Raw genomic sequence first — 12,753 nt, 5'->3', positions numbered from 1 at the left:
TTATTAATTGGAGGAATGCTCGGAAACGGCGCGGCGTAGGCTTTGGTTTCGGCTACGTGCTTGTGGTTAAATACGGCGTCTTTGTCCCGGGGTAACCGGGGCGCTCATCATAACAGGACGGCTCTGCTCAAGACAGCCAGCCGTCACAGGGACGCAAGCCGCCATGCAAGTGAAACACCTGCTGCTGATCGCCATCCTCGCTCTCAACGTTGCTTGTTCTTCTAATGAAGTTGTAGACGAAAATCTGAGTGAGTCCGAGCTGTACCAGCAGGCACAGACCGATCTGGACAATAAAAGCTACACCAGTGCCGTTACCAAGCTGAAGGCCCTGGAGTCCCGCTATCCGTTTGGCCGCTATGCCGAACAGGCGCAGTTGGAGCTGATCTACGCCAACTACAAAAACGCCGAACCGGAAGCTGCCAAGTCTGCCGCCGAACGTTTTATCCGCCTGCACCCGCAACACGCCAACGTCGACTACGCCTACTACCTCAAAGGTCTGGCCTCGTTCGACCAGGACGTCGGTCTGCTGGCGCGCTTCCTGCCACTGGATATGACCAAGCGTGACCCGGGTGCCGCCCGCGACTCGTTCAACGAGTTCGCCCAGCTCACCAGCCGCTTCCCCAATAGCCGCTACTCCCCGGATGCCAAGCAGCGCATGATTTACCTGCGCAACCTGCTGGCGGCCTACGAAGTACACGTTGGTCACTACTACCTCAAACGCCAAGCGTATGTAGCCGCCGCCAACCGCGGTCGCTACGTGGTGGAAAACTTCCAGGAAACCCCGGCCGTCGGCGATGGCCTGGCGATCATGACCGAGGCCTACCAACGCCTGGCCCTGAACGACCTGGCTGACACCAGCCTGCAAACCCTGAAGCTCAACTACCCTGACCACCCAAGCCTGGTGGACGGCAAATTCGTGCCGCAGGAAGACGAAGCCGACAACCGCAGCTGGCTGAGCAAGGCCACCCTGGGCCTGATCGAAAGCGACGCGCCGCTGCCACCGGGCGAAACCCGCGCCAGCCAGGACGTGATCAAGCAGTACCAGGACGCTGAGCAAGAGATTCCGGAAGAGCTGCTGCCAGCTGACCAAAGCAGCGATGCCGAAGAAGAACACGAAGCGGAAGGCAACAGCGATGACCGCTCGTGGTTCAGCTACATGACCTTTGGCGTATTCGACTGAGTACGTGGCAGTTCATAGAAAGGAGGCTTCGGCCTCCTTTTTTATTGCCCGCGAACAGCGCCTGAGGACCCAACGCACAGCTTGCCATTTCCCGGCTGTGCTGGAGGCACCAGCTTGGCTAAACTGCCAGCCTTACGAAAAGAAGAGCCAATTATGGGACGCCTGTTGATTTGGATCGCTTTGATCTGTGCCGTGTACTGGCTGTGGCGCCGCGCTACCCGCCCAGCCCAGGCCAAACCCGGCATCGAGGAAGCCGCACCGATGGTGCGTTGCGCCCACTGCGGCGTGCACACCCCGCGCACCAATGCCCTCAGCCAAGGCCCAGAGTGGTTTTGCAGCCAGGCCCACCTTGAGCAGGGTGCCACCCGCAGTGACCGGTGAAGCCCTTACCCTGAGCAGCCTGCAAGGGCAGCGCATTCTCAAGATCTACCACCTCTACCGCCTGGCCATTGGCGTGATGCTGGTGGTGCTGATTTCCAGCGATCTGGACAGTCAGCTACTGGAGCTGGCCAACGATAGCCTGTTCAAATACGGCAGTTGGCTGTACCTGATCCTCAACGCCGTGATCACCCTGGTGGTGCGCCGACCGCAACACCTGGCGCAGGTTTTCAGCCTGAGCATGGTCGATGTGATCCTGCTCTCTGGCCTGTTCTACGCCGCCGGCGGTACGCCGAGCGGCATCGGCAACCTGCTGATCGTCGCCGTGGCGATTGCCAATATCTTGCTGCGCGGGCGCATCGGCCTGCTGATTGCTGCGGTCGCCGCCATCGGCCTGATTTATCTGACCTTCTACCTGAGCCTGGACCACCCTGCCGCTTCCGGTCAGTACGTACAGGCCGGAGCCCTTGGCGCGCTGTGCTTCACCGCCGCGCTGTTCGTTCAGGGCGTGACCCGGCGCCTGCAAGTCAGCGAAACCCTGGCAGAAAAACGCGCCGCCGACGTCGCCAACCTGGAAGCTCTCAACGCCCTGATTCTGCAGCGCATGCGCACTGGCATCCTGGTGCTCGACGGCCAGAACCGCGTACTGCTGGCGAACCAGGGCGCCCTCAGCCTGCTGGGCCGCGAAGAACTGGCCGGGAAGATTCTCGACCCGCACAGCCCGGAATTGGTCAAACGCCTGCAGCACTGGCAACGCAACCCGACCCTGCGCCCTTTGAGCATGCAGGCCATTGCCGACGGCCCGGTGCTACAACCAAGCTTCGTCACCCTGCAACGCGGCGAACAGCAAGACACCCTGGTGTTTCTCGACGACATCTCGCAGATCGCACAACAGGCGCAGCAGCTCAAGCTCGCCTCGCTGGGCCGCCTGACCGCCGGCATCGCCCATGAAATCCGCAACCCGCTTGGCGCCATCAGCCATGCCGCGCAATTGCTGCAGGAATCGGAAGACCTCGAGGGCCCCGACTTGCGCCTGGCGCAGATCATTCAGGACCATTCGCGACGGATGAATCTGGTGATCGAGAACGTCCTGCAGCTGTCCCGCCGGCGTCAGGCCGAGCCACAACTGCTCGACCTCAAGTACTGGATTCACCGCTTCGCCAGCGAATTTCGCACCACCACCAGCGACAACCAGTTGCTGCACCTGGACACCACCGGCAGCACCATCCAGACCCGCATGGACCCCAACCAGCTGACCCAGGTGCTGACCAATCTGGTGGAAAACGGCCTGCGCCACAGCGCTCTGCAACACAAGCAGGGCCAGGTGTGGCTGAAGCTGTTCCGCGACGCCGACAGCGACCTGCCGGTGCTTGAGGTGCTGGACAACGGTGCCGGGGTTCCGGCCGAGCACCTGCAGAATATTTTCGAGCCCTTCTACACTACCGAAAACAAAGGCACGGGCCTCGGCCTGTACATTTCCCGCGAACTCTGCGAAAGCAACCAGGCCCGTCTGGACTACAAAACCCGTGATGTCGGCGGTGGCTGCTTCCGTATTACCTTCGCCCACCCGCGCAAACTGAGCTGACCATGACCGCCCGGCAAAAAGCCCTGATCGTCGACGACGAGCCCGATATCCGCGAACTCCTGGAAATCACCCTCGGCCGCATGAAACTGGACACCCGCAGCGCGCGCAACGTCAAAGAGGCCCGCGAGTGGCTGGCGCGCGAGCCCTTCGACCTGTGCCTGACCGACATGCGCCTGCCCGACGGCACCGGCCTGGAACTGGTGCAGCACATTCTGCAGCGCCACCCCCAGGTGCCCGTGGCGATGATCACCGCCTACGGCAGCCTCGACACCGCCATCAACGCCTTGAAAGCCGGCGCCTTCGACTTCCTCACCAAACCGGTCGACCTCGGCCGCCTGCGTGAACTGGTGGCCACCGCTCTGCGTATTCGCAGCACCGATGGCGAAGAAGTCACGGTAGACAACCGCCTGCTCGGCGATTCCCCGCCCATGCGCGCACTGCGTAAACAGATCTTCAAACTTGCCCGCAGCCAGGCGCCGGTGTACATCAGCGGCGAGTCAGGCAGCGGTAAAGAGCTGGTGGCGCGGCTGATCCACGAACAAGGCCCGCGCACCGACCTGCCGTTCGTGCCGGTTAACTGCGGCGCGATTCCGTCCGAGCTGATGGAAAGCGAATTCTTCGGCCATAAAAAAGGCAGCTTCACCGGTGCCATCGAAGACAAACAGGGCCTGTTCCAGGCCGCCAATGGCGGCACCCTGTTTCTCGATGAAGTGGCCGACCTGCCGCTGGCCATGCAGGTGAAACTGCTGCGGGCGATCCAGGAAAAAGCCGTACGCACCGTGGGAGGCCAACAGGAAGTGGTGGTGGACGTGCGCATCCTCAGCGCCACCCACAAAGACCTGGCCGCTGAAGTCGCCGCCGGACGCTTCCGCCAGGACCTCTATTACCGCCTGAACGTGATCGAACTGCGTGTGCCGGCACTGCGCGAGCGCCGCGAAGACATCGCCCAACTCAGCGACGTGATGCTCAAGCGCCTGGCCGAAGGCACCGGCCTGGCCGCCGCCAGCCTCGACCCGGATGCCCTGGAAAAGCTCAAGAACTACCGCTTCCCCGGCAACGTGCGCGAACTGGAAAACATGCTTGAGCGCGCCTACACCCTGTGCGAAGACGACCGCATCCAAGCCAGCGACCTGCGCCTGGCCGACGCCGGCACCCCAGGCGAAAACGGCGAAGCCAGCCTGGCGCAGATCGACAACCTCGAGGACTACCTGGAAAACATCGAGCGCAATCTGATCATGCAAGCCCTGGAAGAAACCCGCTGGAACCGCACCGCTGCGGCCCAGCGCCTGGGCCTGACTTTCCGGTCCCTGCGCTACCGCCTGAAAAAGCTCGGTATCGACTGATCAGCGCGAACCCAATCGACCCTGCGGCGCGTAAGGCGCGGGGTCGATGATGGGCGCCTGGCCAAGCATCAGATTGCCCAGCAACTGGCAGGACGCCGGCGCCAACACCAGCCCATTGCGGTAGTGACCGCAGTTCAACCACAACCCCTCGTGCCCCGGCACCGGCCCGATAAAAGGCACACCATCCGGCGAGCCCGGCCGCAACCCGGCCCAGTGCCCAACCACCTCGGCATCGGCCAACGCGGGTAGCAACTCGATAGCGGAAGCTTTGAGACTGGCGAGTGCCTCGTCAGTTGGCGTCTTATCGAAGCCGCAATGCTCAAGCGTGCTGCCCACCAGGATATGGCCGTCCTTGCGCGGAATCGCGTAACGGCCCTTGGCCAGAACCATGCTCGGCAGAAAGTCCGCCGCGCACTTGAACAGAATCATCTGGCCTTTTACCGGCTCAACCGGCAGTTCAAGGCCCAGCGTCGCCAGCAACTCCCCGCTCCAGGCGCCAGCAGTCAGCACCACCCGCTCAGCGCGAACTTCGCCCTGCGCCGTCTGCACGCCGACCACCCGCTCACCATCACGGACGAACCCACTGACCGCCGCTTGCTCATGCACTGTCACGTTGGGCATTTGTACCAGCGCAGCGCGCAACGCTTTGACCAGACGCGGGTTGCGCACATTGGCCACACCACTCATATGCACGGCATGTTCATAACCCGAGCCCAGCACAGGAACAGCGTCATACACCGCGCTCATCGAGACCGACGCCAATGGCCGACCCTGCTGACTCGCCCAGGCCAATGCCTCAGCCTCATCATCCAGATCCAGCCAATACAGCCCGGTTACAAACACTTCGGGATCCAACCCGGTCAACGCCAGCAACCGCTCACCCAACCCCGGGTAGAAATCCTGCGACCAATGCGCCAACGCCGTAACGGCGGAGCTATAACGCCAGGGATAGAGCGGCGAAACGATACCGCCGCCAGCCCAGGAGGACTCGCCGCCAACCTGAGCTTTATCGAGCAAGGTTACCGATAGCCCCTGCTGCGCCAGCATCAAGCCAGTCAGCATGCCGATAGCGCCTGCGCCCACCACTACCACATCAGTCAAAGCATCCCCTTAGCGCACGCAGCGGTATCGAAGTGGAAAAACAGCGGCGAAGAATACGTCAACTGGCGCACAGTTTTGTAGGCAGTTTCCAAGCGATTAACCAATCATCGCCTACAAATTTCCACTCATCTTGGTATGTACGACAAATCCTACAATCGCGTGGGAATCTATACCCTCGGTATAGGAGCCAGTTATGCGCGTTAGAAAAGGATCCAGGGGTTTCACCATGATCGAGATGATGGTCGTCGTCGTCCTTCTCGCTATTTTTTCGTCCATGGCGATCCCCAGTTTTATCAACTTCATCAATAACGCCAAAGTGCAGAGCACGAGCAACGAACTGGCCAGTTTGCTGCAGTTCGCCCGAGCCACGGCGGTGACGAATAACACCACCTATACCGTTTGCCGGAGCGACACCACCTGGTCGGTGAAAAAGGGCGCGGACTGTACGACTACAGAACTGCGCACCCTTACGCCAGCATCTGATGTGGTGGTAGCTACCAGCGGCAGCGCTACGCCCATGGTGTTCGCGCCTAACGGCACCACCAGCAATAACCCCAGCATCATTCTGTGCCGCGGCGACGTCCCGACTGAGGGTTACAAAATCAAAGTTCGCAACAGCGGCAACATCCGTGTCGCTAACCGGGGCCTGGATGAAGCCGGTGCCGCCCTCACTTCTTGCACGCCATGAGCAGCTCTATGAAAAGTAACCGTGGTTTCAGCATGATCGAGGCGCTTATCACCTTGATCCTCGTCAGCATCGGTGTGCTCGGCATGGTTGCCTTGCAGACTCGCACCCTGCAAAACACTCAAGACTCCGTGCAGCGCAACGCCGCCGCGTCGCTCGCCAACGACCTGGTAGAGTCAATGCGTGCTCAACCGACCGGTTTGCCCGCCACCTCCGGCTTCTATAAAGATCCTGGCGATGAATTCCCGGATGAGCCCGCCGCAGGCTGCACCAGTACGCCGGTAGACGCCTCGCAGCAATTGGCCTGCTGGGCGAAGAAAGTCAAAGCGATTTTGCCTGGCGTAACCGACGAACTCTTATCAGAAGACTTCTACGTGTGCCGCACCACCAACCCTGGCACCTGCACGTCTGGAGCAGGTTCAGCAGTCGAAATCCAAATTGCCTGGACGGTTAAAAAGGGCGAGTGCATGGACAGTACCCAAGAAGACGACGCAGAAAGCACCACCTGTCGTTATCGGATACGCGCAGAGCTCTAGGACAAACATATGAAACTTAAACAACTCCAAACGGGCTTGTCGCTCATTGAACTGCTGGTTGGCATGGCCATCAGTTGCTTCCTTATTCTTGGCGTCACGCAGATTTATATCGACAACAAAAAGACCTATGCCTTCCAGCAGAACCTTTCGGAAAACCAGGAAGGTACCCGGTTTGCCTTGTTGTTTTTACAAAACGAACTGGGCAAGACCGGCTATCGCCGTCGCCCGGATGAACCGGTTGAAACTGCCTTCCCAGTGGCGACCGCATCAGGTTGCACATTTGCAGCGGGGCAAACCGTCAAGTACGTCAGCGCCAACTCAATCTGCATTCGCTATCAGCCCAAAGATGAAAATGATCGAGATTGCGTCGGCAACAAAGTAGCAACTGCCTCGGACTTCACAACGCCGTATACCAAGGCGACCGAAATTTTCACGGAGAAACTCTCCGTAAATGCCAGCCATGAACTGGTCTGCACACGCGGCACCAACGACGCGGTATTGATAAGTGGCGTTATGGACTTACGCTTTGAGTTTGGCGTAGGCAGCGCCACCTCACCCCAGGTAATCAGCGCCTATATCAAAACCGCGCCGAGTACCAGCCAACCAGTATTGTCGGTTCGTTACTCAACCCTATTGCGCAGCACCGGCAGCAAGTTGCGCGAATCGGTCGATGCCGACGCCGCCCTGGCCAACTGGAAAGAGCTGCTGGGTGCCTCCGACGCGGAGGTCACTGCCGTTAAAACCCTCGACAAAGGTCAGATCTATCAGGTGTCCCAGAACACTGTGATGCTGAGGAACCGAATGCCATGAAAACTTTTACACCTCATCACATCAAGCTTCCTGCCGGGCAAAAAGGTGCATCGCTTTTTATTGCCTTAATCGTGTTGCTGGTTATTACCTTGTTGGCGCTGTCGAGCACGCGCGAGGTAACCCTGGAATCGCGCATTACCGGTAACTACACCGAACAGCAGAAACTGTTCAACAGCGCTGAGACCGGCTTGAGAGACGGCGAGACCAGCATCATTGCCGGCACATTGCCGCTCGACCCAACCACCGACTGCGAAGCGGCAGCCTCCGGAGATCGCCCTGCGCCTTGCCTGCTGGCGCTCACCGATGGCGAATACACCTATGAGTTGATGTTTGGTACCGAGGGCAAATCCCGCCCTTACCACCCGGCGAACGACACGACCACCAACCCGAATACCTCGATCAACTGGTATGCCAAACCTGCGCCGTCAGGCGGCCAAGATGGCGAAGCCGAAAACCCAGAGTACGGCAGCATGCTCGGTGGCACCGCCACCTTCCGCTACGAAGTTAATAGCCAAGCGGTAAACGACAACAGCAACAACGCAACCTACCTGCGTTCGACTACTGCAAAACTATTTGATAACGGGAACTGACCATGAAAACGGCTCGTTTTTACGGTAAAACCACCGCCAGCCTATTGGCCTCATTGTTCTTTATGAGTGGAGTGCAACAGGCACAGGCCACTTTGCTGGATCCGGCGCAGAAGCCGTTGATTCTTTCGGAAAGTGTTGCCCCCAACTTGATTTTTACGCTGGATGACTCCGGCAGTATGCGATGGGCGTTTACACCAGATAGTTATAGTGCTAACAGCGCTACTCGGAGAGCTAAGTCTTCTACATCGAACCCGATGTATTACAACCCAGCAGTCACCTACCTTCTACCAGTGAAATACAACGCTGACGGGGCTCGCGCCGCCAGCCAGTACACCACTAGTTTTACTGCTGCCTATAGCAACGGAATCGATACTTCCAAAGGTTCTTTAAACCTAAGTAATGACTACAGGGTTAGTTGGACTTATGACCCTAAATCCTCCTTACCTACAGTCACCAACGCCAACTACGGCTTTAATAGCACCAACCAACGCTATGCTGAGAACCCGACCGCCGACTTCCTGGCGGTGTCAAACTCAACGACTACTGCAGGCCCTACCACGACTACCAACCTTTCGGGTCCCGGCAACTCTAACAAAACAGGCACCTTTGATCTAACGGTTAGCGGGCTTGCATATCGCGTAACGCGAACCAGTGGCGGATGCTCAGCAACTATGACGACGACAAGTTCGTCTACGTCGAATACCGTTATCCAAACTAACACTCCGACACCGACCCTCACGACTACAGCCGTAACAACCACAACGACAGCCTACTCAGGTTTTACATGCGCTCGTAGTAGCAACGACTACACCGTTGGTTCGACTAAAACAGTTACAACGAGCACGACTACTACAGTTGCTCGCGCTGACTTAACGAAAAAAGCAGTCCCAGCTTACTATTACGTATACGACACCAGCCTGAGTAGCTGTACTGCGCCTGCCACTACCAACGACAACTGCTATCGCTTGGTGTTTGTCAGCAGCAGCTCGGGTATTGCCCGTTCCGACGATGCAGCCGCAGGAACCGACGAGCGAGCGAACTTTGCTCGTTGGTATTCGTTCTACCGCAACCGTGCTCTCACAACGCTGACTGCTGCCAACATCGCATTTACAGGACTACCTCGCTCCATCCGGGTAACCTGGCAAACTCTTGGTGGTTGCAAAACGTTCGACTCGACCGACGCACTATGCGGCACTAACTACCTGAGAAAGTTCACCAGCAACCATGTTGGTAACTTCTTCAACTGGCTACCGAACGTTACCTTTACCTCCTCCACGTTCTTGCTCGAGGCAATGATTCGAGCCGGCAGCATGCTTTCCGCCACCGACAGTCCTGCTTGGGCCGCCAACCCCAACCCGCTCACCAACACCGGAGGAGTCGGCGCTACGGTACAAACCCCCAAATACTCATGCCGAGCCAACTATCAAATCATGATGACGGATGGCATGTGGAACAGTACCCCCGAAGCATTCCCTGACAGCCTCAAGACAGATGGGGCGGCATCCACATTACCGGACGGCACTGCGTACGCTCTCCAACATCCATTTTTTGATCTGACGAAGAGCGGGACGAAGGAATTAACAACACTTGCAGACCTAGCGTTTCACTACTGGGCTACCGATGCGAGCACTCTTGATGACGATGTAAAACCTGTAATCCTGGCTCCTAACGCCAGTAATGCGGCGGCGCAGTATTGGAACCCGAAAAACGATCCGGCCACTTGGCAGCATCTGACCACCTATACAATCGGCCTGGGATTGAGCTCCTCGTTGACTGTTGCAGGCATTCCGTGGACCGGTGATACCCACGGCGGAGCAGGATATGAAGCCTTGGTTTCTGGTACTAAATGGCCAGAGGCAGGGGAAAATAAGTCCAACAACGTCTACGACTTGTGGCACACCGCAATCAACTCCCGTGGTGAGTTCTTCAGTGCCGACAGCCCGGACACTGTCGTGTCTGCGTTCAACCAGATCATCAGCCGAATCAGTAACCGCACGACTTCGGCGGGCGCACCCGGTGTAACCGCTTCGGTGGTTGAAGACACCCTCACCCGCGAAGTGTACGAAACCCAACTGAATAGTGAGGACTGGAGCGGCAACCTGACCAAGTTCGGTATCGACACCAACGGCACTCGTACTGAAACCTGGAACGCGAAAACCGCTCTGCGCAGCAAAACGGCCTCCACCCGCAACATCCAGATGGTCGGCAGCACGGGTTCGCTTGCCGAATTCACCTGGGACAACCTCAGCGACGCACAGAAAGCGCTGCTGAACAAAGATAACGATCTGACCAATACGCCCACCGACACCAAAGGCGCGGCGCGCCTGGCTTACATTCGCGGCGATCAAAGTGCCGAGGGCAGCACCTCCGGTAGCTTCAGAATTCGTAGCACGGTTCTGGGCGACATCATCAACTCCTCGCCTGTCATTGTTGCCACGCCGAAATTCGTACCTTATCTGGCCGATGCCATTGAGGGCGTGAGCGGCGATAACTCCTACGCCCAGTTCAAGGCCGACAACCGCGCAGAAAAACTTTCCATGGAGCTGGCTTCCCCACGCCGTCCGATGGTTTATGTCGGCGCCAACGACGGCATGCTGCATGGTTTTGACGCCAACACCGGTGAAGAGCGCTTTGCGTTTGTTCCTTCGGCGGTGATTCAAAACCTCTACAAACTGCCTGCACAAAGTTATGCCGGTGCCAATCACCAATACTTCGTCGATGGCACACCCACCGTCAGCGATGTCTACTTCGACAACGCTTGGCACACCGTGCTGGTCGGCACCCTGCGGGCCGGTGGTCGTTCGTTGTTTGCTCTGGATGTGACGGATCCTGATGCCATCACCCTGCTGTGGGAAAAGAGCTTTTCCGACACGGGCCTGAGCAACTTGGGTTACACCTTCCCACAGCCGGTAATCGCCAGATTGCACACCGGCGACTGGGCCGTGGTGACCGGCAACGGCTATGGCAACCAAGCCAGCTCTACCGCCGACAACGCCTCGCTGATGATTTTCGACATCGCTACCGGCGAGCTGGAACGCGAACTTGTGGTGACCGGAGATGTGACTAAAGCTAACGGTCTGTCCAGCCTGCGCCTGGCCGATAACAACAGTGACGGTGTTGCCGACTATGCCTACGGCGGCGACCTGCAGGGCAACATGTGGCGCTTTGATCTCGTCACCACCAGCTCTACGCCCGCCTCACCTGATCCATTCAAACGCGGCCCGGGCTTCCTAGGCAATATCGACCCCAACCATTTTGCGGTCTCTTATGGTGGAAGCCCCCTGTACAAGGCTACTGACTCGCGGGCGACCAACACCGCAACCGCTCAGGCCATTACCGCTGCACCAAGCCTGGTTCGCCATCCGAGCACATTGGGCTATCTGGTGATTTTCGGTACCGGTAAGTACTTTGAGACAGAGGACGGCACCGTTGACTCGTCGCGCGCCATGACCCTTTACGGGATCTGGGACCGGAAAACCAAAGGGCAGTCCACTTCGACCAAATCGCCACCTGTACGCACCGACCTGCAAACTCAGACCATTGAGGAACAGCCCGCTAATCCCTTCACCGCCAACGTTGGTGTTGAGGGCATTCGCATCGTCAGCGCCAACACCGTTCAGTGGTATCGCACCGACGCAACCGGCACGACCGATGCCGATGTGGATAAATGGGGCTGGGCGCTGGACCTGAAAGTGGTTGGCAGTACCCCAACCTACAGCGGCGAAATGGTGATCAACTCAATGGCTGCTCGCGGCCAGACACTGTTGCTCAACACCCTCACCCCGAACTCTGACCCTTGTAAGGAAGGCGTCGACTCATGGCTGTACGGGCTTGATCCGAATACCGGCGGCCGCACCAAGTTCAACGTGTTCGACTTGGATAACAGCAAGACCATCGACGACAACGACAGCTACAGCAGCAATGGTGTGAGCACTGTGGTGTCGAGCTACAAGAAACCAGGCTCCGGTGGCTTCACCACCAACAACGGCGATATCTATACTGCGCCTAGCCAGGGCGGCGGCATGAAGTACAGTGCTGGCCCAACCTCTTCCGGGCGTCAAAGCTGGCGCGCTATCCCAGAGCGAGAAACATTGGAATGATCAAGAACGCACGCACTATGCAGGGCTATACCCTGGTCGAGTTGATGCTCGTGGTAACGGTAATCGGCATCCTCGCGGCCATCGTCTATCCCAACTATCAGGAGTACGTGATGCGCAGCAACCGCACCGAAGGGCAGGCACTGCTCAACGATGCGGCGGCTCGTCAGGAGCGCTACTTTGCGCAGAACAACGCCTATGCCGACACCTCGGCGAAACTGGGCCTAGCTAGCGACCAGTCGCCGAACAAGCTGTATACGCTATCAATCAGCAATGTGGCGGCTGGAACCAGCGCCTATACCTTGACGGTAACGCCAGCGCGAACCGACGCTAAATGCGGCAATCTGACCATCAACCAGGCCGGCACCAAAGGCACGTCCGTCACCACCACCCCAGCCGCCGATTGCTTCAAGTAACCAGCAGCTAAAAACAAAAAGGCCACTTCATC

At 58.3% G+C, this 12,753-nt stretch carries 11 protein-coding genes; 10 read left to right on the top strand and 1 reads right to left on the bottom strand.

All coding sequences use genetic code 11. From position 1 onward, the window contains the following. Nucleotides 1-163 precede the first annotated feature (163 nt). From C8K61_RS23085 to C8K61_RS23070, 4 genes are all read left to right on the top strand, one after another. The gene (locus C8K61_RS23085) at nucleotides 164-1,180 is read left to right on the top strand and encodes an outer membrane protein assembly factor BamD (protein ID WP_108098653.1); all 1,017 of its coding nucleotides are present in this window, start codon (nucleotides 164-166) and stop codon (nucleotides 1,178-1,180) included. A gap of 153 nt (nucleotides 1,181-1,333) precedes the next feature. Then, nucleotides 1,334-1,561, top strand: coding sequence for a PP0621 family protein (locus C8K61_RS23080; RefSeq protein WP_108098652.1), 228 nt, complete (start codon nucleotides 1,334-1,336; stop codon nucleotides 1,559-1,561). After that, nucleotides 1,551-3,143, top strand: a complete 1,593-nt coding sequence (locus C8K61_RS23075) for a PAS domain-containing sensor histidine kinase (protein ID WP_218277838.1) — start codon at nucleotides 1,551-1,553, stop codon at nucleotides 3,141-3,143. Before C8K61_RS23080 ends, C8K61_RS23075 begins: the two co-directional genes overlap by 11 nt. 2 nt (nucleotides 3,144-3,145) lie before the next feature. Then, nucleotides 3,146-4,486: a sigma-54 dependent transcriptional regulator gene (locus C8K61_RS23070; protein ID WP_108098650.1), complete on the top strand. Its 1,341-nt coding sequence runs from the start codon at nucleotides 3,146-3,148 to the stop codon at nucleotides 4,484-4,486. Here the strand turns inward: C8K61_RS23070 and thiO are convergent, their stop codons facing one another. Then, nucleotides 4,487-5,587 (bottom strand): glycine oxidase ThiO, encoded by a 1,101-nt coding sequence (thiO, locus tag C8K61_RS23065; protein WP_256589532.1) that lies wholly within the window; start codon nucleotides 5,585-5,587, stop codon nucleotides 4,487-4,489. A 193-nt stretch (nucleotides 5,588-5,780) separates the two neighbouring features. On the opposite strand from thiO, the gene C8K61_RS23060 reads away from it, so the two are divergent. From C8K61_RS23060 to C8K61_RS23035, 6 genes are read left to right on the top strand one after another with little or no spacing between them, the layout of a single operon-like run. Continuing rightward, nucleotides 5,781-6,275: a GspH/FimT family pseudopilin gene (locus tag C8K61_RS23060; protein WP_108098648.1), complete on the top strand. Its 495-nt coding sequence runs from the start codon at nucleotides 5,781-5,783 to the stop codon at nucleotides 6,273-6,275. Nucleotides 6,276-6,283: 8 nt separating this feature from the next. Beyond that, entirely contained in the window at nucleotides 6,284-6,808 is a 525-nt protein-coding gene (pilV, locus tag C8K61_RS23055; RefSeq protein WP_108098647.1) for a type IV pilus modification protein PilV, read from the top strand. 9 nt (nucleotides 6,809-6,817) lie between these two features. Continuing rightward, entirely contained in the window at nucleotides 6,818-7,618 is an 801-nt protein-coding gene (locus tag C8K61_RS23050) for a PilW family protein (RefSeq protein WP_108098646.1), read from the top strand. Beyond that, nucleotides 7,615-8,208 carry a PilX N-terminal domain-containing pilus assembly protein gene (locus C8K61_RS23045; RefSeq protein WP_108098645.1) on the top strand — a complete coding sequence of 198 codons (594 nt, stop codon included), beginning with the start codon at nucleotides 7,615-7,617 and terminating at the stop codon, nucleotides 8,206-8,208. Before C8K61_RS23050 ends, C8K61_RS23045 begins: the two co-directional genes overlap by 4 nt. A gap of 2 nt (nucleotides 8,209-8,210) precedes the next feature. Then, the gene (locus tag C8K61_RS23040; RefSeq protein ID WP_108098644.1) at nucleotides 8,211-12,308 is read left to right on the top strand and encodes a pilus assembly protein; all 4,098 of its coding nucleotides are present in this window, start codon (nucleotides 8,211-8,213) and stop codon (nucleotides 12,306-12,308) included. Next, nucleotides 12,305-12,721, top strand: a complete 417-nt coding sequence (locus tag C8K61_RS23035) for a type IV pilin protein (protein ID WP_108098643.1) — start codon at nucleotides 12,305-12,307, stop codon at nucleotides 12,719-12,721. Before C8K61_RS23040 ends, C8K61_RS23035 begins: the two co-directional genes overlap by 4 nt. The last annotated feature ends 32 nt before the right edge of the window (nucleotides 12,722-12,753 follow it).

Origin of the sequence: Pseudomonas sp. GV071 (genome assembly GCF_003050835.1) — a bacterium.
In the GTDB taxonomy this organism is placed as follows: domain Bacteria; phylum Pseudomonadota; class Gammaproteobacteria; order Pseudomonadales; family Pseudomonadaceae; genus Aquipseudomonas.
This window is presented reverse-complemented; position numbering and strand designations above follow the sequence as displayed.

Bases quoted from the DNA above. Each gene is read 5' to 3' on its own strand.
- C8K61_RS23085 (WP_108098653.1), top strand. From the start codon at position 164: ATGCAAGTGAAACACCTGCTGCTGATCGCCATCCTCGCTCTCAACGTT.
- C8K61_RS23080 (WP_108098652.1), top strand. From the start codon at position 1,334: ATGGGACGCCTGTTGATTTGGATCGCTTTGATCTGTGCCGTGTACTGG.
- C8K61_RS23070 (WP_108098650.1), top strand. From the start codon at position 3,146: ATGACCGCCCGGCAAAAAGCCCTGATCGTCGACGACGAGCCCGATATC.
- C8K61_RS23060 (WP_108098648.1), top strand. From the start codon at position 5,781: ATGCGCGTTAGAAAAGGATCCAGGGGTTTCACCATGATCGAGATGATG.
- pilV (WP_108098647.1), top strand. From the start codon at position 6,284: ATGAAAAGTAACCGTGGTTTCAGCATGATCGAGGCGCTTATCACCTTG.
- C8K61_RS23050 (WP_108098646.1), top strand. From the start codon at position 6,818: ATGAAACTTAAACAACTCCAAACGGGCTTGTCGCTCATTGAACTGCTG.
- C8K61_RS23045 (WP_108098645.1), top strand. From the start codon at position 7,615: ATGAAAACTTTTACACCTCATCACATCAAGCTTCCTGCCGGGCAAAAA.
- C8K61_RS23040 (WP_108098644.1), top strand. From the start codon at position 8,211: ATGAAAACGGCTCGTTTTTACGGTAAAACCACCGCCAGCCTATTGGCC.
- C8K61_RS23035 (WP_108098643.1), top strand. From the start codon at position 12,305: ATGATCAAGAACGCACGCACTATGCAGGGCTATACCCTGGTCGAGTTG.